The organism is Nostoc sp. UHCC 0252 (assembly GCF_034931145.1).
GTDB lineage: Bacteria > Cyanobacteriota > Cyanobacteriia > Cyanobacteriales > Nostocaceae > Nostoc.
This window is the reverse complement of record NZ_JAYGHE010000001.1, coordinates 192,985-214,300: the sequence shown is the minus strand read 5'-3', so window position 1 is coordinate 214,300 and position 21,316 is coordinate 192,985. Positions and strand designations below refer to the sequence as shown.

The 21,316-nt window shown below is 41.2% G+C and carries 15 protein-coding genes; 10 read left to right on the top strand and 5 right to left on the bottom strand.

The window, feature by feature from the left end:
* Nucleotides 1-87 precede the first annotated feature (87 nt).
* Nucleotides 88-1,146, bottom strand: a complete 1,059-nt coding sequence (argC, locus tag VB732_RS00835; RefSeq protein ID WP_323228920.1) for an N-acetyl-gamma-glutamyl-phosphate reductase — start codon at nucleotides 1,144-1,146, stop codon at nucleotides 88-90.
* Between the two features lie 330 nt (nucleotides 1,147-1,476).
* Between argC and ribBA the strand changes: the two genes are divergently transcribed.
* Nucleotides 1,477-3,150 carry a bifunctional 3,4-dihydroxy-2-butanone-4-phosphate synthase/GTP cyclohydrolase II gene (ribBA, locus tag VB732_RS00830; protein WP_323228919.1) on the top strand — a complete coding sequence of 558 codons (1,674 nt, stop codon included), beginning with the start codon at nucleotides 1,477-1,479 and terminating at the stop codon, nucleotides 3,148-3,150.
* A gap of 75 nt (nucleotides 3,151-3,225) precedes the next feature.
* Here the strand turns inward: ribBA and VB732_RS00825 are convergent, their stop codons facing one another.
* Nucleotides 3,226-4,104: a peptidoglycan recognition family protein gene (locus VB732_RS00825; RefSeq protein WP_323228918.1), complete on the bottom strand. Its 879-nt coding sequence runs from the start codon at nucleotides 4,102-4,104 to the stop codon at nucleotides 3,226-3,228.
* Nucleotides 4,105-4,779: 675 nt separating this feature from the next.
* On the opposite strand from VB732_RS00825, the gene VB732_RS00820 reads away from it, so the two are divergent.
* The 3 genes from VB732_RS00820 (at nucleotide 4,780) to VB732_RS00810 (ending at nucleotide 7,709) form a co-directional block, all read left to right on the top strand.
* Nucleotides 4,780-6,810 carry an FAD-dependent oxidoreductase gene (locus VB732_RS00820; protein WP_323228917.1) on the top strand — a complete coding sequence of 677 codons (2,031 nt, stop codon included), beginning with the start codon at nucleotides 4,780-4,782 and terminating at the stop codon, nucleotides 6,808-6,810.
* Between the two features lie 228 nt (nucleotides 6,811-7,038).
* Nucleotides 7,039-7,359, top strand: coding sequence for an ATP-dependent Clp protease adapter ClpS (gene clpS, locus VB732_RS00815; RefSeq protein ID WP_416235718.1), 321 nt, complete (start codon nucleotides 7,039-7,041; stop codon nucleotides 7,357-7,359).
* Between the two features lie 5 nt (nucleotides 7,360-7,364).
* Nucleotides 7,365-7,709 (top strand): DUF2103 domain-containing protein, encoded by a 345-nt coding sequence (locus tag VB732_RS00810; RefSeq protein ID WP_323228915.1) that lies wholly within the window; start codon nucleotides 7,365-7,367, stop codon nucleotides 7,707-7,709.
* A 27-nt stretch (nucleotides 7,710-7,736) separates the two neighbouring features.
* On the opposite strand, the gene VB732_RS00805 is transcribed toward VB732_RS00810, so the two are convergent.
* A complete protein-coding gene (locus VB732_RS00805) occupies nucleotides 7,737-8,057 on the bottom strand; it encodes a hypothetical protein (RefSeq protein ID WP_323228914.1) in 321 nt (106 codons plus the stop codon).
* 989 nt (nucleotides 8,058-9,046) lie between these two features.
* On the opposite strand from VB732_RS00805, the gene VB732_RS00800 reads away from it, so the two are divergent.
* Both VB732_RS00800 and VB732_RS00795 read left to right on the top strand, forming a co-directional pair.
* Nucleotides 9,047-10,564, top strand: a complete 1,518-nt coding sequence (locus VB732_RS00800) for a VanZ family protein (RefSeq protein WP_323228913.1) — start codon at nucleotides 9,047-9,049, stop codon at nucleotides 10,562-10,564.
* 680 nt (nucleotides 10,565-11,244) lie between these two features.
* Nucleotides 11,245-12,636: a SulP family inorganic anion transporter gene (locus tag VB732_RS00795; RefSeq protein ID WP_323228967.1), complete on the top strand. Its 1,392-nt coding sequence runs from the start codon at nucleotides 11,245-11,247 to the stop codon at nucleotides 12,634-12,636.
* A 563-nt stretch (nucleotides 12,637-13,199) separates the two neighbouring features.
* Here the strand turns inward: VB732_RS00795 and VB732_RS00790 are convergent.
* Nucleotides 13,200-13,688 carry a molybdenum cofactor biosynthesis protein MoaE gene (locus VB732_RS00790; RefSeq protein ID WP_323228912.1) on the bottom strand — a complete coding sequence of 163 codons (489 nt, stop codon included), beginning with the start codon at nucleotides 13,686-13,688 and terminating at the stop codon, nucleotides 13,200-13,202.
* A gap of 116 nt (nucleotides 13,689-13,804) precedes the next feature.
* Nucleotides 13,805-16,924: an MFS transporter gene (locus VB732_RS00785; RefSeq protein WP_323228911.1), complete on the bottom strand. Its 3,120-nt coding sequence runs from the start codon at nucleotides 16,922-16,924 to the stop codon at nucleotides 13,805-13,807.
* Between the two features lie 869 nt (nucleotides 16,925-17,793).
* On the opposite strand from VB732_RS00785, the gene VB732_RS00780 reads away from it, so the two are divergent.
* From VB732_RS00780 to VB732_RS00765, 4 genes are all read left to right on the top strand, one after another.
* Nucleotides 17,794-19,071: a histidine kinase gene (locus VB732_RS00780; RefSeq protein ID WP_323228910.1), complete on the top strand. Its 1,278-nt coding sequence runs from the start codon at nucleotides 17,794-17,796 to the stop codon at nucleotides 19,069-19,071.
* A 121-nt stretch (nucleotides 19,072-19,192) separates the two neighbouring features.
* Nucleotides 19,193-19,654, top strand: a complete 462-nt coding sequence (locus tag VB732_RS00775; RefSeq protein ID WP_323228909.1) for a BON domain-containing protein — start codon at nucleotides 19,193-19,195, stop codon at nucleotides 19,652-19,654.
* 184 nt (nucleotides 19,655-19,838) lie between these two features.
* Nucleotides 19,839-20,273: a CAAD domain-containing protein gene (locus tag VB732_RS00770; protein WP_323228908.1), complete on the top strand. Its 435-nt coding sequence runs from the start codon at nucleotides 19,839-19,841 to the stop codon at nucleotides 20,271-20,273.
* A 269-nt stretch (nucleotides 20,274-20,542) separates the two neighbouring features.
* Nucleotides 20,543-20,953: a hypothetical protein gene (locus tag VB732_RS00765; protein ID WP_323228907.1), complete on the top strand. Its 411-nt coding sequence runs from the start codon at nucleotides 20,543-20,545 to the stop codon at nucleotides 20,951-20,953.
* Nucleotides 20,954-21,316: the final 363 nt, after the last annotated feature.

The following is a 21,316-nucleotide window of genomic DNA, read 5'->3' as shown; positions in this document are numbered from 1 at the left end:
GCAGGGGGCAGGGGGCAGGGGGCAGGGGGCAGGGGGCAGGGGGAAAAACCAATTCCCAATTCCCCATTCCCAATCCCCAATCCCCAATCATGGATAAAACCCCAACTTGGGCAACCCCAAAGTTTCATCCCAGTCCATCATTAAGTTCATACACTGAATTGCTTGACCTGCCTGCCCTTTAATTAAATTGTCAATTGCCGACATGACAATCACGCGACCTGTGCGCGGGTCAACTTCTACGCCGATATAACAAAGGTTGCTGCCGTTAGCCCACTTTGTTTGAGGGTAAATGCCGCTATCGCAGACTTTTACCCAAGGAGAGTTGCGGTAGAAGGCTGAGAAAATTGTAGTTAAGTCATCTCGCACTAGACCAGGATCGCTCATTGTTGCATATACTGTTGCCAAAATCCCGCGTACCATTGGGATCAAGTGCGGTGTAAATTGAATCATGAGTTCGTGACCAGCTAAGTCACTGCAAATTTGCTCAATTTCTGGGGTGTGACGGTGACGGCCGATATTGAAAGCTGCAATGGAATTATCTGCTTCAGCTAGTAATAAGTTGGTTTGAGGTTCCCGTCCACTGGTAGATGTGCCAGCTTTGGCATCGATAATAGCTGTTTCTGGTAAGATTAAGCCTTGCTTTAAGAGTGGCGAAAGTGCAAGGAGACTTGCAGTAGGATAGGAACCAGGACAGCCAATGAGTTGAGCTTCGGCAATGCGATCGCGGTAAAGTTCTGGTAATCCATAAACTGCTGTAGCTGCAATGGTGCGATCGCTTCTTTCAGTACCATACCAATTTGTATAAGTTGTCAAATCACGGAACCGATAATCTGCACTCAGATCCAGTACTTTACATCCTTTTTCTAATAGTTTAGGCGCGATTTGGCAAGCCAGACCATTTGGTAAAGATAGGAAAACTACTTCACAGCGATGAGCAATTATATCTGGTTCTACCGCTTCTATTAGCAGGTTAGTTGCATGAGCCAGATGCGGGTACAAATCCCCGAAGGATTTCCCGATACTACTCTCACCACCTAAATAAACCAGTTCGACTTCTGGATGATCCATCAGTAGCCGTACTAACTGCACTCCGCCATAGCCCGACGCGCCAACAATCCCAACGGGTACGCGTCTAAATTTGCCCATGATCTGAAATCCTTATCCCATGAATAGTTAATTCGTTCTCAGCTATCAACAATATCAGCGACTAGACTCATAGCGTACAAAACTTCTATTACCCTTCTACTTTTTCAGACGGAAAGTAAGAGGACGCGGCGAAGTTACAAAATATTCTATTTGTCCCCCTTATTTTGTTCATCCTTGGCTGTCGCTGCACTTGAAATCCCCATTCTGAACGGCAAAAATCTTTGCCCTGTTATCAAATCATTGCTAGTGTACTTCTCTGCCTTATAAAGGAGCTACAATCTAAAAGAAGAAATTGTAAAAAAAATTTACGTTGGTAGCTGGAATCTTTCTGTGTCACAGCCTAATACTACCCAAGCTTTTAAATTTGATTCGATTGATGCCGCTTTAGCAGACCTAAAAGCTGGTCGTGTAATTGTAGTGGTAGATGATGAAAATAGAGAAAATGAAGGCGACTTAATTTGCGCCGCTCAATTTGCTACACCCGACATGATTAATTTCATGGCGGTGGAAGCAAGAGGGCTGATTTGTTTAGCAATGACAGGCGATCGCTTAGACGAGCTAGACTTACCTTTGATGGTAAGCAACATTACAGATACTAACCAAACTGCCTTCACTGTTAGCATTGATGCTGGCCCAGAATTGGGAGTCACCACAGGCATCTCAGCCGAAGACCGCGCCCGCACTATCCAAGTTACTCTCAATCCAGCTACAAAACCAACTGATTTACGTCGCCCTGGTCATATTTTCCCGATTCGGGCGAAAGCTGGAGGTGTACTCAAACGCGCCGGGCATACGGAAGCAGCTGTAGACTTATCTCGACTAGCAGGGCTATATCCAGCCGGGGTAATTTGTGAAATTCAAAACTCCGATGGTTCAATGGCGCGGTTGCAGCAGTTAGTTGAATATGCGAAACGTCACAACTTAAAAATAATTAGTATTGCGGATTTAATCAGCTATCGACTACAGCACGATCGCTTAGTGTATCGAGAGGTTGTTACCAAACTGCCTAGTGAATTCGGTCAGTTTGAAATTTACGCTTACCGTCATACCTTAGACAATACTGAACACGTTGCGATTGTCAAGGGAGATCCAGCTAACTTCAAAGATGAGCCAGTAATGGTGCGGATGCACTCAGAATGCTTAACTGGTGATGCTTTGGGTTCCTTGCGTTGCGACTGTCGGATGCAGTTACAAGCCGCACTGAAAATGATTGAGTCTGCTGGTCAAGGTGTAGTTGTATACCTGCGTCAAGAAGGGCGGGGCATCGGTTTGATTAACAAGCTGAAAGCCTACTCATTGCAGGATATGGGGCTAGATACAGTAGAAGCAAATGAGCGTTTGGGATTTCCGGCTGACTTGCGAGACTACGGGATGGGCGCACAAATGCTGATGGATTTGGGCATCAAAAAGATTCGCCTGATTACCAATAATCCCCGTAAAATTGCTGGAGTTAAGGGCTATGGGATGGAAGTAGTCGATCGCGTGCCATTGTTGATTGAGGCAAACGACTACAATTCTTATTACCTGGCGACAAAGGCGAAAAAGCTTGGTCACATGCTGTTACAGACTTATCTGGTGACAGTAGCAATTCATTGGCAAGATGACCCGGAAGCTGTGACTGAACGTTATGAACGCTTAGAGAAACTGCGACATTTAGCGAAAAATAATGATTTATTGTTGCAGGAAGAAGCGCGTCCGTTAGCGATCGCCATATTTGACGAGCCATCTTTAACAGTACACTTGGGTTTTGATCAAGCAAAAGTTGCTAGCTCTGATTGGTATGAACAAACTGGTCATCCTTATATACAAGCTATCTTCCAAATTCTGGATAACCTCGCAACCTTGCCATACATCCAAAAACTAGAATTTCTGATTTCTTCTGGTTGCGATCCCTTGAGTAATTTACAAGTGCAACTAGACCGTCAGACATTCCCGAATGGTACATTGCCTTCATCAATTAGCGATCGCCTAGAAAAGCAGCAAATCTATAGCTTTAGTAAATAACTTAGTCAAATGTTTTTCTTTGCAAAACCTGTCCCTCGCCGACTCGGAGAGGGACAGACTTGAACTTTAGGTAAATTATTTACTTACTCGATAAATAGGTCTTACCTGACGATAAGTATTAAGTAACTCCAGAAATTTATTACCATCAAAATTTATCGGGTCAACTTTTTGACTAGAACGGTCTACTAGTTTATGGGTAGTGATGCGATCGTCTGGGACTTGACTTTGAGCAATTAACCAAGCAAGAGAATTATATTGAGCTTCCGTGTAGCCGCTATGGGTTTGTTGGCTGCTACCGTCATAACCATCTGGCGGTGTTTCTAAAGAAACGTGATAAGCAAAATTATTCACAGACGGGGGCAAATTTGGATTAGTCTTCACAGTTTCCACTCCATTAGGACTATCAAATACTGAGTTAGCCGCACCAAAAGCCCGCTTGTCTGGCGGTACTAGATAAACCACTGTGCCGTCTAACTTGATTAAAGCGTGGTAACTTGCTTGTACACTTTCATCGCTATGGGCTGCTTGAAAGAAATTAATCGCGCTAGAAGCAGAATAACCAGTTTCATGGAGGACGATAATCGGTTGATTAGTGAGAGGAAGGCCGTTAATATCTTGGGCGTACCTTTCTCCATAGTTAGTTGGGTTAACTGCGACAACTTGATAATTGGGTCTGTACTGTGCAAAAGCTTGAGTAGTTACATACCTTTTTACAGGCTTGTTAGTCTTGACTGGGGACTTGATAACATCTTGAGATTTCTTCTCTGGCTCTTTTGCTGATTGCAATTGTGCCTGGGGATATTGGCTCCAGGCTGTAACCTGTGGATTGGATGCGCGGGAGGTTGTCGGATTGTTGTGTAATTTTGTTGCTCGTCCAATTAGCAGCACTACAATTAGAGTGGCGAACATCAGCCAAATTAGTAGCACCCTAGTCACCCAGTCTGTAAACTTCATTTTTCCAATACCCGTAAAACGGTAGATATTAATAGGACTTACGCACACTCTACGAATTCTTGGCGGTATGCCTGCGGCACGCTACGCGAACGACAAATTAAGCTTTTCGGCAATTTTTGCGTAAGTCCTAATTAATTTATAGCTAAACTGGCGTGTCAGTTGTAGAGGCGCACTTCTGTAAACCCCTACCGCTTATGGTATCCAAATAATAATCGCTATAGTACCTTAATTCTAGTCAAATATACTTTGAGAATCCCTGCAATAGTGCTAAGTAGGTAAACATAATTAATTACACAATGTCATTGCGAATGCAGCGAAGCGAAATGAAGCAATCGCAAGGGCTGGGATTGCTATCTCTACGAGACGCTCCGCGAACGCTTCGCTCGCAATGACTGTAATTAATTTTGCGTAGTTACTTATCTCCAAGGGGTTTCTAATGCCAGAACAGGGGCAAGAGATGCGATCGCTCTCTGATACTAACGGTACAGGGCATTTAGGGCAAGAACTTAGGGAATTAAAACATCTTGAAAACTTCAGGTAAATTTAGCTGACATACTGAGTATTTTAGGTATAAAACTTGTATTTAAATATATTTACTCTGATAAACTTGTGATGATCATTTCCTGGATGCTACCTTCTACAAGGTGACACAGGATTTGGAGCGGTTTTTTAACCATGAAGCACAGACACAAAGTAGCTTATAGCTTAATATCGCTGATCGGTCTTAATTTCATATCTACCTTAGTTGCATTTGACTCTGCAAACGCCACACCACCGAGAACCCCAGATAAAAGTGTTAACTGCGAGATTTTAGTTGCAGGTGGTGGACTATCTGGTGTCGCCGCAGCTTATGAGGGTTTGCTAGCAGGACGAACGGTTTGTCTGACGGAAATTACTGACTGGTTAGGAGGACAAATTTCTTCTCAAGGGACATCTGCGTTAGACGAACGCCCAACTCAGCGAGCTCTCAAATTCTATTCTCGCGGCTATATGGAATTACGAAACCGCATTGGGCGTAAATACGGTGAACTTAACCCTGGTGACTGTTGGGTAAGTGACTCCTGCTTTCTTCCCCGCGATGCTCACAACATTTTAGTCCAAATGCTCAAAGATGCCGAAAAGCGGGGCAAAGGGAAGTTGCAATGGTTTCCCAACACGGTAATTAAGGATTTGGAAATCGCTGCTGATGGCAAAATAATTAATAGTGCGATCGCTATCCAACATCAACCACCAAAAGGCGCACCACCTCTCAATACCTTTACTTTATCTCAAAGTATTGAAGATTCTTATAGCTATGAAAACTCATCTCGATTTACCAAAACTATTCTCCGTTTCCTCCCCAAGGCAGCGAAAGGGAATGCTCCTAAATGGTATGTCGTAGATGCCAGCGAAACTGGAGAAATTATTGCCCTTGCTGATGTCCCCTATCGGTTAGGCATTGATGCCCGTTCTTACCTGGAACCCTCTTCTTCCAGCGCCAGCAACGATCCTTATTGTCCCCAAGGATTTACCTACACCTTTGCAATGGAGGCAACCAAGGAACCGCAACCGCAGACGATGCCCCCATTCTATTTACAATATGCGCCATATTTTAGCTATGAATTAACGCGGCTGGCTAACTTTGATTTAGTTTTCACCTACCGTCGCATTTGGAGTCCAAACAAAGGGAAACCAACAAAATTTGGCGGTGTAAGTTTTACTACTCCCACACCAGGGGATATCTCTATGCAAAACTGGACTTGGGGTAACGACTACCGCCCCGGAACAGCCCAAGATAACCTTATTTACAGTCGCCAACAGTTACAAAGCACTGGGCAGCTAAACCCAGGGGGCTGGATGGGAGGACTGCGGACAGAAACCCTTCGCAAAGCTGAGGAAAATGCCATCTCTTTCTATTACTGGTTGGTAGCTGGGACTACAGATTCTCAACTGGGAAATGGTGTAAAGCAGCAGCAAAGCAATAACCGCTTTGTTGCTGGGCTAAATTCCCCGATGGGAACAGTGCATGGCTTATCGAAATATCCCTATATGCGAGAAGGACGGCGGATTATTGGACGACCCAGTTGGGGGCAATCTGGTGGCTTTGGTATTTGGGAAATTGATATTTCTCGCCGAGATTACAATGATGAGTATTACTCCAAAACTCTGCCAGCAGATATGTATCGGAGGCTACGAGCAGCGCTTGCAGGTTTGGAAGCAGTATCAGTAATTGAAGGTAAAGTCTCACCAGAGAAAGCAATGCGACGGACTCGTTCTACTATCTTTCCCGATTCTGTGGGTATTGGTCACTACGCTATAGATTTTCATCCTTGCATGGTTAATAGTCCCCCAGAAGCCCCTGGTAATATAGAACGTCCAGGGGAAAGGCGTGGTGCAGGTCTTGCTTATCCTTTCCAAATTGCTCTAAGGGCGATGATTCCCCAGAAAATTGATAATTTGTTGGTAGGAGGCAAAAGCATTGCTACTAGTCACATTGCTGCTGCTGCCTATCGAGTCCATTCCTTTGAATGGTCGTCTGGCGCAGCTGCGGGAACTGTTGCTAGTTTTGCCATTAAAAATGCGATCGCACCCTATCAACTAGTCGATGATTTACCCAAACAAGAGCCACAACTAGAAGCACTCAAACGGCTTTTGCAACAAAATGGGAACCCCACCGCCTTCCCCGATACATCTATTTTTAACGAAAACTGGGAAAATTGGCGATAGGGGATTGGGGATTAGAAGGAAGGCGAGTTGAAATTTAGAAGTTGAGCTTCTGAGGGTGAACGTTGAGCTTCTGAAGGTGAACGTTGAGCTTCTGAGGATGAACGTTGAGCTTCTGAGGCTCAACTTTCAAGTTTTAACTCCAATTCCCCATTCCCCACTCCCCAAACAATACACTAAACTAGTTAGTTGTAGTTTTGTAAAATATTATTGACCAATTATTGTATGTTTATGATAGTTTCAGCAAATGTTTACGGGATGGTAACAACACCAACTAAGGCTCCTGAACGGTCTAGTCAAGTTATCCGTAAGACTTATCCCAATTACAAAGTGATTGTATTAAATGATGACTTTAATACATTCCAGCATGTGGCTGAATGTTTGATGAAATATATTCCAGGGATGAGTGGCGATCGCGCTTGGGATCTGACTAATCAGGTACACTATGAAGGTCAAGCGATCGTTTGGGTCGGCCCTCAAGAACCTGCGGAACTTTATCACCAGCAGCTGCGCCGAGCAGGTTTGACAATGGCACCTCTAGAAGCAGCTTAATTATTATGGGCAAACCCACCGCAAATTCTCTCCGCGCGGCTTCTCTACGAGACGCTACGCGAACACAAAAAGCTGCCAGATTGGTTTGGAATCACTCAACACACCTTTCTGGTCTTATCCCAATTTTAGAACGTCTTTGTCAGCAGGATGGCATTCAAACTGTAACGCCGGGAGTACTTGGGCGGGCAAGAGGTCATTGCCCAAAAATGCAACTGCGTGTCTCAGTACCGATTCGCGGTGGCTATAAAGTGATTGCGCGGCAGGGAAAGACAGTGCAAGAAGTGTTTATCTTAACTCCTTTGCCCCAGCCAGAACTGGAAGCGGCATTAGCGATCGCAATGAAATCTTAATCATCCCCAATGCCCAATTTCCAATGTCTATTCTTCAACGCGGTGGACTGCAAATTTGTGTAGTGGCAAACTCACAATGCACGAGAAAGTTAAGAAATATGACAGAGCGGTAGTTATTCTCAAAGTCATAACTACAGATTCCCAATCAGGTATAACTATTTTCTCTATACCAAAGGCCATGCAATAGACGAGCCAATAAGTAAAGCTCATTCTAAACAGAATCTGCTCTGTTTCTTCCACATCATTTTTTTGTTGCTTGCTGTCCCACAGTAATACCAGTCCAATAATGCAAGCTACAAAGGAAACAGCAACTACAGATTCGTGACAAAATATATTTAACGAATGCATTTGTGTTTATTCCCACATTTTTCGGTTAAAGATCAGTCTAAAGGAATATTCCTTGCAGAAATACAAATTATTTACAAACCTCAATAGAGACATGGAAATTATGTAAACAAGTGCAACAAAAATTGTTGTTTTGCAAATATAAATATTATTTAATTATTGTGAAAATTCGCGGTGTCCAGATCCCCGACTTCTCAAAGAAGTCGGGGATCTAACTTTTCACGAATGATTTAGGAATGCTATATTCCAGTAGGAATGGCTAAAGAAGAAAATAGCCATTCTGGAATTCAAGAAGCGATCGCTCTTTCGTCCTAGTCGAGATCCTAACATTAGCGATCGTGAGGCAGAAGTGGAATTTCCTGTACCTAATTCCTTTGAGTCAATCTCAACCAGCTATCAAGATTGGTTTACTCAGCAATTTAAAAGTCGTTATGGTTCCAGGGTGGCCGCATCATGTCAATAAGAACAGTACATTCTCGATAAATGTAAAAATAATCTCATTAAGGCTTGCTTGTTGACAAAATGTTGGTGTAGGCGCAGCCCGTCGTAGACATCGCTTTGAGGCTTGGAAAATAAATCAAATGAGAAATGCTGATTTTTTCGTTGCTTTTTAAGCTTAGTTGTGATCAAGAGTAATTTAGATGCGGCCGCCCTGGCATAAATACTTTTGTAATGTCAAACTCTATATTTAATAAATTAATTTGACTTATTAAATAGCGATTTTATCTAACTGTAGAAGAAAATACAGTTTAATTGCTGAGGATGCTCTATTGAAAGTTTAACTTATCTAATATATAGAAAGTTTCCTGTAAAACATAATTTAATTTTCATGATATCTTTATAGAACTTTTAAAATGACCTCCCGATTATTCTGTATCATTAAATAGGATAAGAACAGCTTTAAATGTTATTGATAACTGGCAAACTATATATAGGTAATTGATTGTTTATTTAATTATCTTTTATTTATATGGCAAATAATATATAGACTTATGTATTTATACAAAATTATTACACAAACCTCTTGCTTATTGAGGAATTTAATCCTAAATAAAAGCTTATATTTAGTAACAGCCAGCATTTTAGCTGTACTAATAGCTACACTTTATCCATTCAATTTTTCACTTATAAATAATTTTTCTATACAAACAATTACTGACAGGTTTGATAATGCAAGTTCTTTTGCAGACTCGATCAACAATATTTTACTATTTATACCTTTAGGGTTTAGTTATACTGCTTTCTTACAGAACATAAAAATAAAGCCGATAAACAAATTTTTGACAATAATAATTGTCAGTGCTGGCTTATCACTTACAGTTGAAACTTTACAAATATTTTTGCCATCACGCTCACCAACTCCTGCTGATCTTGCCAATAATACTTTAGGTGGAATTGTCGGCATGATTTGTTTTTATATCTGGCATTCACCAAGCTTTATATATATCTTGTCTTCTGTAGAAAATTGGAAATTAAGTAACTCGAATAAAAAAATAGCTATATTATTTTTAATATATATAGTTTTATCATTTTTAATGGGATTACCTTGGGAAAGGACTATATATCTCAGTAATTGGAATCCAAACTATCCATTATTGCTTGGGAATGAAACTACAGGTGATAAACCTTGGCGTGGATATATTTCAGATTTACACATTGCCGATCGAGCAGTTAGCAAAAATCAGCTTTCCGAATTATTTGATAGTCAAGATTATTTGAATATTTTTGGAGATTCTTTAATAAGTTCTTACCAATTTACTAATAAAAGAGACTTTCAGGATAATACTAGACAATCTCCTGAACTTTTACCACAAGGACAGTCACCATATATTGTAGATAGTCAAAGTATTGCTTTGAGTTCTAACTATTGGTTAAAAACGGGAACTCCTACAACCTTATTGAACAAAAGGATACGTAAAAGCTCTGAATTCACAATAATTACTACTGTCGCTACTGCTGATACAAATCAAATAGGCCCTGCACGTATAATCTCAATTTCATCTGGTACTCTGCGCCGCAATTTTACTTTAGGACAGCAACAAAATAATCTGGATTTACGGATACGAACACCGATTACTGGAGAAAATGGTACAGATACTCAATTAAGTATTTCTGGAATTTTTGCAAATACTAATACTCATAATATAGTTATCACTTATTCTCAAGCTAATATCCAGGTATATGTAGACAATGTGCAAAACTTTTACTCTTTTAATTTATTTGAATTAATACCGATAGAGCAGAGGCTATTCTACTATGCACCAACTTTTATTTCTTTAGGAATTTGCTTAACATTTCTAACTATTATCGCCAGAAAAAAAATAATTTTTTACAGGTTGTTGCTTCCTAGCGGGATATTATTACCTTCTCTAATATTAGAAAGTGTTTTGGTAATTAATAGTCACAAAAGTATCAGTTTGACAAATATATTAATTGGAATATTTTTTACAGGCGGCACTATGCTGATATTAAGGGTAAGAGCTTCAGAATTGCTTAAAAAGCAGTTTTAAAATGATTTTTTTGCTACAATTTGAGTCTTTTGGAAATTTCCAGTGTATTTAAATATGTCGTTATTGCAAATTGTAACGACGCTGTGATATGCTGACGTTACGAAATAAATGCCTTGTATTGATTCAATAGTCAGCAGGTTCAGTTCATGTCGCAGGCAAGTATCTCTTCAGTAGCTTTAAATAGTTGGTATTGTCCACCTTAAGGGACAAACTGAGCCTTGCAGTTATCAAAAGTATTTGTAATTAACTATGCGTGCAGAAAAACAGGCGATTTTATCAGTCTGTAGATTGGTCTACATTTAGTTTGTCATTCACGTACTAAGCTTTGTGCATACTGTTTGATACCAAAATTAAGATTTAAAATCTTGATTCAATAGATTATTTCAACAGTTTGAAATAAAACAGACCATCCATTTATGGTATCACTTTCCAATCACTATGAAAAAACTACTAATTTGTAATTATTAACAGACAAAGCAAATACTGATTGCAATTCTGTATATCAGGAACAGCTTGCGGCAAGGTAATAGGAATGATTAATTACAAAATTTTATTGACAATTGATATATTTTTAATCTGAATTACACACTAACAATTTTATTTTAATTGAGACGCTAGGAGGAAACTTGAACGGAACAATTTTGAGACGAGAATGGTTTTTTAACACTCGACGGGACATTATGGCGGGTGCAGTGGTGGGACTAGCACTGATTCCAGAAGCGATCGCCTTTTCCATTATTGCCGGAGTTGATCCGAAAGTTGGGCTGTATGCCTCCTTTATTATTGCGATAATCACTGCTTTTTTAGGAGGCAGACCAGGGTCAATTTCTGCCGCCACAGGAGCAATGGCTCTGTTGATGATTGATTTAGTCAAAGATCATGGCTTGCAGTTTTTATTCGCCACTACCTTGTTAACTGGAGTCTTGCAAGTGGTCTTTGGGGTGCTAAAACTCGGTCGCCAAATGAAATTTGTCCCCAGGGCGGTGATGATTGGTTATATTAATGCTCTGGCTGTGCTGATTTTCCTTGCTCAACTGCCTCAACTGACAAATGTACCGCCCACTGTATATGTATTGACTCTCCTTTCCTTGGGGATTATTTACATTCTGCCGCGTTTTACCAAAGCAGTTCCCTCTCCCTTAGTGGCGCTGGCGGTGATGACAATTGCAGCGATCGCTCTCAAACTTGAGGTTCCCACCGTCGGAGATATGGGAGAGTTACCGACTGCACTACCCAGTTTTGCCTTGCCTCAAGTGCCGTTAACTCTAGAAACACTAAGAATTATCCTGCCCTATTCTTTGACTTTGGCGATCGTGGGTTTGTTGGCTTCCTTCTTAACCGCTTCATTAGTAGATGAACTCACAGACACCCCTAGCGATAAAAATCAAGAAGCCAAAGGACAAGGCATTGCAAATATCGTTACTGCTTTCTTTGGAGGCATGGCCGGGTGTGGCATGATTGGGCAATCGGTGATTAATGTCCAGTCTGGCGGACGAGGAAGACTTTCAACCCTGGCATCCGGGGTTTTTCTATTGATTGCCATTTTATTTTTGCAGGATTGGGTCAAGCTTATGCCGATGGCGGCATTAGTAGCTGTGATGATCATGGTGTCAATCGGGACATTTCGCTGGGCATCCTTCAAAAACATTCTCCGCATCCCCTTTACCGAAACCGCCGTCATGTTGACGACGATGTTTGTGACAGTCTTTACTCGTAATTTTGCACTTGGTGTAGTCACAGGCATTGTCATGAGTACCGTATTCTTCTCCGACAAGATTGCGGATTTGGTATTTGTAGATAAAGTACTGAGTGAAGATGGTACACATCGCATCTATAAAGTTAGCGGTCAAATTTTCTTTTTATCGAGAGATGAATTTCTAGGGTGTTTTGATTTTACAGAACTCATAGAGCGTGTCACCATTGATCTAACTTATGCTCACCTCTGGGATCAAGGGGCAGTCGAGGTACTTAATAGAGCAGTATTAAAATTTCGTCGCAATGGCGCAGAAGTAGAACTAATCGGATTAAATAAAGCTAGTGCTAACTTGCTGAATAAATTAACTACCTCTTAAAGTCTGATACTCTCGGCTTTAGGAGTTTTGTTTTTTCAGTCTTTATCTTTCAACCTTTAATTATCTGGTTCACCAACTGACTCATCAATTAGCGTTGTTCATTACCCCTGGACACAACTAGGATACAAAGTGATTGGCAAAGCCTCGCTGCCAAGCGATCGCCCCACGTTGGTTTGAGCGAATTCGTGATTAGAGAATGGTCACAAGTAAGCGTTAATTCTACTCAAAGCGCTAAAGATTATTGTAAATAAGAGACTTGCAACAAGAGGAAGAGGGGCTGTTGTACATTAACAACGGCACATTTAGCCGTTTTTCCCAATTGCTAAGTACAGCATTTGATTAATTCGTAGCGAATTAAATTTGGCGATACCTCGCAACGCCAATGCATCTCGATACAATGTTAATGCGTGTCTCTGCAACGCCAATGCATCCCGATACAATGTTAATGCGTGCCTCTGCAACGCCAATGCATCTCAATACAATGTTAATGCGTGCCTCTGCAACGCCAATGCATCTCCCTGCACTAAAAACGCTACGCTTAATTATGCAAAACTAAAACTGTACTAAAAACAATTTTCTCCTAACTGTTCGCAAGCACCAATACTCACCCAGCAACTAGAACCATCTTGCCAAATTTCTTTTTTCCATATAGGTGCATTGTGTTTGAGGGTATCAATAGCATATTGGCAAGCTTCAAACGCCTCGCTTCGATGAGGACAACCCACTGCTACTAAAACGCTAATTTCTCCAACTTGCAAACGTCCGGTGCGATGATGAATCACTACCCGATTCACATCAGGCGTAGATAAGCGAATATCAGCAGCAATTTGATAAAATACCTGCAATGCCATCGGTTCGTAAGCTTGATATTCTAGAGCAATGACAGGTTTGCCATCGGTTTTATTACGAACTACGCCACTCATTAAAACCACAGCACCATTAGCTGGATCTTCAGACTTGGCATAAACTTCTTCAAGAGACAATGGTGCAAAGGTAATGGCAAAACTATCTTCGGCTCTTGGTTTAACAGCAGAGGTAAGTGTAGTTGTCATAACTGCGTTTTTATGTAGGCTTTTTCTATTGTCTCTAAAAAAAAGTGGTATTCAGTTTTTATAAATGAATACCACTTTGTATTTTTCCAAAATTCCTGATGAAGGAAATATTTTATTTAACGAAGTAGAGGTATCCCACTAACAGCCGCCGCACCTGCCATCGCGCTGGCTGTAAGGGAAGTCAATGCTGTCCAAAATAACCACCAAGCAGCATTTGCAACGGTTTTTTTGCTTTCTTCGGCTTGTTTTTTAGCTTGATGTTGGATAGCTTTTAGGCGTTTTTGTGTTTCTTGCTGGATGCGCTCGGCTCGTTGCAGTACGCCATCTCGCGCCGCTTCTATTTGGTCAATAATGCGATTAGCATCTGCCTCAGAGATATCCTCACGAGAACTGATGACAGCAACTAAGGTATCACGATCGAATTGACTGAGGCGATCGCGCAATGCTTCAAATCCAGCTTGTGGATCGTCGAATACTTTGGCAAAGTCTTGCTTAATGCTTTCGTAGTTGAGTTCGGAACGATCCAAGGAGTTAAGATAGTTGCGAACTTTGGCGAAAACTCCATCCAGCACTGATTGTACCCTTTGCTGAATCTGCTGAAATTGCTCGACAATGGAACTGCGAACTGAATCAATTTGATCCACAATTCGGTTAGCTTCTTCTTCTGAGATATCTTCACGTTGGGATAACAGCGCGACGATTGTCGAACGATCAAATTTCGAGGCGCGATCGCTTAAACTTCCAATTCCTGCGCGGGGAGATGACAGCAGCAATTGCAAATCGCGTTTGATTCCTTCGGGATTGAGTTCGTCTTTGTTAGTGTTACGCAGATATTCTTCAAGATTGGCTTCAAAATCTAAAGCTTGTTGAGTAGTACGTTTTGCTAAACGTCGTGGCGCTCTGACAATATCACCAATGGCATCTTGAGCGCGATCAATAATTTGATTAACTTGCTCTTGGCTCAAGTCTCCGCGCTGACTCACGAGTTGAACTAAGGTTTCTCGATCAACATGAGATAAGCGATCGCGCAGTGCTAAGGCTCCAGCTTTGGGATCGTCGAGTAGTTTTTCCAAATCGGCTCTGATCCCTTCGGGATTAAGTTCTTCCAAATTGGTGTTGCGGAGATACTCTGCGATCGCTTTTGTGGTTTTCTCGTACTGTTCTCTCGCTTGCTGCGGAACTTGCAAAATACTATCTCGGACTGATTCGATTTGATCGAGAATTTGATTTACCTGTTCTTGGCTCAAATCCTGACGCTGACTGAGCAATTGTACCAATGTATCGCGGTCAAATTGCGATAAGCGCGATCGTAACAAGCTAATTCCGGCTTGCGGATCGTCTAGCAAAACTCTAAACTCACGCTTGATAGCTTCAGGATTGAGTTCATCTTTGTTAGTATTCCGCAGATAATCTTCAACTCTTTGGCGCAGTTCATCGGCTCTCGCTTTTGCTTGTTCTTGCAATTCTCTAGCACGATTCAAGATATTATCGCGGTTGCGTTCGAGTTGACTAACAATATTATTAGCTTCCTCTTCGCTGACATCTTGACGCTGTTGCAGCAATTGGACAAAAGTATCGCGGTCGAATTGCCCGAAGCGACTATTTAAATCTTCTAAACCGGCTTCTGGATCATCCAGCAACTTGCCGAAATCCCGTTCAATACCTTCAGGATTGAGTTCTTCTTTGCCTGTTGAACGCAGATAATCTTCGATGCGCGTGCGGAAATCTTGCCCCTGCTCTCGCGCTTGCGCCTGTTTTACAGTTTCTAAAACTTCCAGGCGATCGCTTTCCATTTGTTGAGCAATTTCTTTCACCCTGGCTTCGCTGATATCACCCCGTTGCTGGAGCAGGTTGGTAAAATATTCTTGATTAATTTCTTCCAATTCCCGTCTCACAGTTGCCGGATCTGCGTTTACGTCATAAATGATTTCTTTAAATTCATCTACTAGCGTAATCCGGTTAAAATGCCAAGGAAAAGAATTCAATATGTAGTCTTCTACATCTGCTTTAATCGTGTTTTCAAGAGATATTGGTAATCTTGCAGATACTTGCTCAGTTGCTTGGTCTCTAAACTTTTCAAGTTGTTCCGTAATTTGATCGACATCGACATCTTGAACTTTTTCTTTCAGCTTTTGCAACTGATTTGTAATTTTGTTTAGATCAATATCAGAAAGGTTGACCCGATCCAGTACTGCTGGTGTAGCCGCACCTAAGCCATATCGAATTGCTTGTTTAATTACACCATTGCCATTACTGCGTCCAACTGTAACCAGTTCTTGCAGCCGTTGACCTAACTGCTCTGAATTCAGTTCTTCGGGAGTAGCAGACTTGAGTAAATTAATTACTTGTTCTGTGGGATTTTGGCGATTCAAAGCTTGTTGCCAAGCACCTTGAAATTGGTCAGCAATGCGATTAATCTCTTCCTTAGATAAATCTGTACGACTGCTGATTAAATCAACAAATGTTTGACGATTAATATTTTGAAATAAATCACTGTTAGAGATAGACTGCAAATCTGTATCTTTAAGAAGCTGGTCAAATTGATTCCGAATTTCATTGATATCCAGCTTTGGTAATTGCAGAGAGCCTAATGAACTTTGGAGCGTATTTCTAATATCTTCAGGATTAAAACCGGAAGCTAATTCTCGCCGGACTGCGGCTGTAATATCTTCAGCAGTAGAAACTAACTGTTTTCTAGCAGTATTCGCACCGATACCAGCAGTTGCTGTACCCATTAAACCTTGAAAACCAGAAGTAACAGTACTAGCGATGGAACCAATTAGAGAACCTACTGCCGATGAACCTAACCAAATTACCAGCGAGAAATACGCAGACCAGATGACTACACCGATAATTGCACCGAGAAATGCACTTTCGATTAAGCTAAGTTTTACCGCTAAAAAACAAGCAATAAATAATGCAATACTAGCGGTCATTAACGCCCAAGCACCAACTTTGGTTTGAACTTCACGAATTTTACTACCCAAACTTTCTGACTCGTCATCAGAATCTGAGTCAATTTCCCAAGATGAAATTCCTACAGCAACTGAAAAGTTTGTCAATAATAATTGAAAAGCAAATGCCATTGAGACCCCAGCCAGCAATGCTACCAAGAATTTAGGGCCAGAAAAAAGAACTGATGCTTCTTCTGGAGTCAGTACTTCTTGAGTTATTATTGGCGCTAATCCAAAGGGTAGCGAGTTCCATCCCCAAATCGTTAAAAGACCTTGAAACATAGGATTTTCTCACTTGTATTCAATTAAATAACCATTTACGAAATGGCTTACTTATCAATTTAGTTGCCAGTTATATCAATTGACCCTTTCTTAGGTAAGAAATTTGTTTGCCAAAAGTTGTATTTTACAAAAAAATTATTTTATTAACTTTAATAATGTCATGATTAATAATTTAAAACTTAATAAAACGAAACTAAAATATAATCTGCTTTCTTTAGTTTTATCGAACAGAATACATGCGTCAGCCGTCAGAATACAGGAAAGGTATTCTGTATGACTGGGGGATGAATAATCGGGTTTCAATTCCTGCGCGGTCTGAATCCTCGACTGATTGATTCTGACTCCTGTTAGCGGTAGCGGGGCGTTTAGCCCATTCTGACTTCTGAATTCTTCTTCAATTTATAGTTTTGGCTTACTGGATAAATGTACTTTTAGCAAATATAGCGATTCCCAGTTACGTGAGGTAGAGATAATATTTTGAAACGCAAAGGGACGCAGCGAAAAGTGTGGTCTTGGGGGTTTCCCCCATGAACAACTTTTCAAGACAAAGTAAAGCGCAGAGGTACGCAGAGATTTGTACCTCAGCAGACTAGGAAAAGCTATATTAAACTTTAGAGATGATACTAACCTTGCAACTAAATTTTAGAGAAAAATAAAATAGTTGAAATCTAATATTTATTTTAACCATATATATTCTTTGAATACTTAAATGTTTTTACTAACTTCCGATAAAAACACCTATGCCTAATGATAGAGGTAAAAATTCTCCCAAGCGATTGATGAAAACTAAATATAAACGTGTATTAATTAAGTTTATTAGGAGCTATAAATTAGTGAATAATTGATTCTTGCTGAGGAGATTAAAGATAATGGTTGTAGGTCTACATAAACGTGCTGTAGGTGTATTTTCTCATCGTCGAGATGTTGAACATGCGCTACATGAATTAAAAAAAGTTGGGTTTGACATGAACAGAGTCTCTGTCATTACCCAAGATGGAGAAAGAGACGATATTTCTGGGGCTGAAGTGCGCGATCGCGTCGGTGATAAATCTGACGATGGCGCTAAAGTAGGAGCCGCAACAGGTGGTGCTTTGGGCGGATTGACTGGTTTATTAGTCGGTCTTGGGACTTTGGCAATTCCTGGAATCGGGCCAATTATGTTGGCTGGAGCCGCAGCAACAACTTTAGCTACAACACTCGCGGGTGCTGGTATTGGTGCAGTAGCTGGTAGTTTGCTCGGTGCATTGATTGGTTTAGGAATTCCCGAAGAAAGAGCTAGAGTTTACGACGAACGCGTAAGACGCGGACACTATTTAGTCATCGTTGATGGCACAGATACAGAAATCGCAAGAGCAGAGACAATTCTCCGTCAGGGTGGTGTTGAAGAGTTCGGTATTTATGACAACCCAGATGCTAAAAATGCCGATTATGTAGCTCCAACCTCTAATGCTAGTAATGTAGCTCATAGTGGTGTTGCTAGACGCGCGATCGGAGTCTTTTCTCATCGCCGAGATGCAGAAGCAGCAATCACAGAATTACGAGATGCAGGTTTTCCTTTAAGTAGAGTCTCCATCATCGCCAAAAATGCAAACGGTCATGGGATCGGTGGTGTAGATGTAGATAAAAACGTTGATACAGGTAATAAAGCAGACGATGGTGCAAAAGCTGGAGCAGCTACAGGCGGTGTCTTAGGTGGATTAACTGGCTTATTAGTTGGACTCGGAACTCTAGCAATTCCTGGAATCGGGCCTGTAATTGCAGGTGGTGCAACAGCAACAGCTTTGGCAACCACCTTAGCTGGTGGTGCGATCGGTGCAGCAGCTGGTGGTATTGTTGGCGCACTTGTTGGCTTGGGAATTCCTGAAGAAAAGGCACGAGTTTATAACGATCGCTTCCAAAGAGGCGACTACTTGGTAATCATCGATGGTAGTCAAGCTGAAATCCACCAAGCTGAAGCGATTCTCAACCGTCGAGGTATTGAAGAATTTGCGACCTATGATGCCCCTGATGCAAGCCAGCATCGCCCAGGTGTAGACCGAGTTCATAATACAGGAGTTGTTAATAGCGATCGCACCAATTACTCAACAGACCTTCATGGAAACGATCCTGCTGTAGTCATTGTTGACCGTCGTGATGAAACACTCTAATTGAAGTAGTTTTCCTTCCCACCAATTCCACGCAACTGCCAGAGCAATAATTTGAAAACTTTGCTCCTCACTCCTGCCGTAAAAATCAACAAATTTCACTTTTCGATTGCGAATTAAACGTATGAAAAAGCTAACGCCCTTCCTAATTAGTGCCCTTCTAGTCTTTGGTGTTGCGGCTTGTGATAACACTTCTAAAACAACTGTATCTGCACCCAGTAATCCTAATGAGGCTGTACAAACACCTACCGCCCAAGCAACAGAAGCTGCTCAACAAGACGCACAAAGTGAAGTTCGTAGAAGGCAACTTGACGCTGATATCCGTGCCCGCGAACAAAGAAATAATATCACCGGCGGCGATGCAGACAGAGCTAAAGCTGACTTATCAAGTCAAGTTCGCTCCAAGCTAGAGGCAAACATACCCAAGGGTCAAATAACAGTTGATGCTACAAGTGATGGAATTGTCACTGTCGGAGGAATAGTTAACAATCAGCAAGAGTTGGCCAAAATTGAACCTTTAGCTAAAGAAATCAAAGGTGTCAAAACTGTAGTCGTTAAAGCAATTGTTGCCCCACCAGCAAACTGAGGTAACTCACAATAAATCCAAGTGAGTGGGTAGACAAAAATAAATTGAAATGCTCCTGCTCAGGATTAATGGTCAGTTATTACTGACCATTAAAAATTGACAACTGACGATCTTAATAATTATATTTATTTATTGATGCTCAGTTCAGTTACAGAAACTTTTGTAATCACCAACAATAAAAACTATGGAAACCGAACAACAGCAACGTGAATCGATCAATACCTCTTCACCGCAAGGTACGCTAGCACTTGAAGGTGTAGATAATGCCAACTTGCCAAAGTTACCACCAGCATCTGAACCTGAATCTCAATGGCAGCAAATTAGTAGACAATTTTCTCAAGTTTTGGAGCAATTGCCCGAATACTTAGGTAGCTTTTTTAGGGACTATAAGCAACCTTTAATCACTGTTGGCTTAATTTTGGCGGCGATTGTTACAGTTAAGATCGTACTAGCAGTACTGGATGCAATAAATGATATTCCATTACTCTCACCGACTTTTGAGCTAGTTGGAATTAGTTATGCTACTTGGTTCGTCTCCCGTTATCTGCTGAAGGCTTCAACTCGGCGAGAATTAGGCGATGAGATTCAATCACTGAAACATCAATTTTTAGGCGAATAAATTTTTCAACCATTCAACTAGGATACTGTGGTGGTAATTTGTCCACTTTTTCTTTAACAAGGGGCTTCAGCCCCTTGTTTCACATAATTAACCTCAATTACAAGTATTTAACCGGACTTAAGATTAGGATATCTGATACATCAAAAGATAGAGGAAATACTATTATATTTAGTTTTAAATCACTTCTCAAGATAGTAGAGTGAAATCAAAAAACAGCCTAATCTAGGTTTTGCAGTTATTTAATAGATTCTTTAACGAGGACATAAATTATGGCTAATAATGAAGCAGTTAAGAGAGATATAGATTCATCCGAACGAGCCGAAGTAGATACTTATGATCGCGGCATTATCCCAGCAGAAACAGCTGCTCGAATGGAAAGAGAAGGAAATCTGTACAAAACAACCCCTACAGAAGAAAGGGAAGCCGATGCACCTACTGACGATCAAACTGACCAAGGTAGTGTACGCACCACTGACGGCTATACTGTTGACAAAGAAGGTTTGTTGAACAACTACGCTGTTGAACCGGAAATGTACTACGAAGAACCGGGTGATGCACGCAAAGAAGCAGCAGAAGATACAGCAAACCGTGTTGAAGAACTTGGAGAAGTTAATCAGGACGAAGAAGGTAAGTTAACAGAAAAGGGTGACAAACGCGGTAGAGGGCCAGGAATAATTTAGTTAACAAGCTTTTGCTGAGTGCGATTACACGTAAAAAGGCTAAATAGGCAATCTGTAGAGACGCGATGATAATTGCGTCTCTACTTGTATAGGTGAATAGAGTAGTTTGAGAGATATTTTATGTAATACCATGTTCGGCAAATCACTCATAATATGTCATTGCGAATGCAACGAAGTGGAATGTTCGCGTAGCGTCTTATAGAGATAGCAATCGCAAAAGTTTGGGATTGCCGCGCAACGCTTGCAATGACATAAGTATTAAGTCGAACATGATACAAGTCCTAGTTTTAATTGGTATTTTTCCCCCTGCCCCCTGCCCCCTGCTCCCTGCCCCCTGCCCCCTGCTCCCTGCCCCCTGCCCCC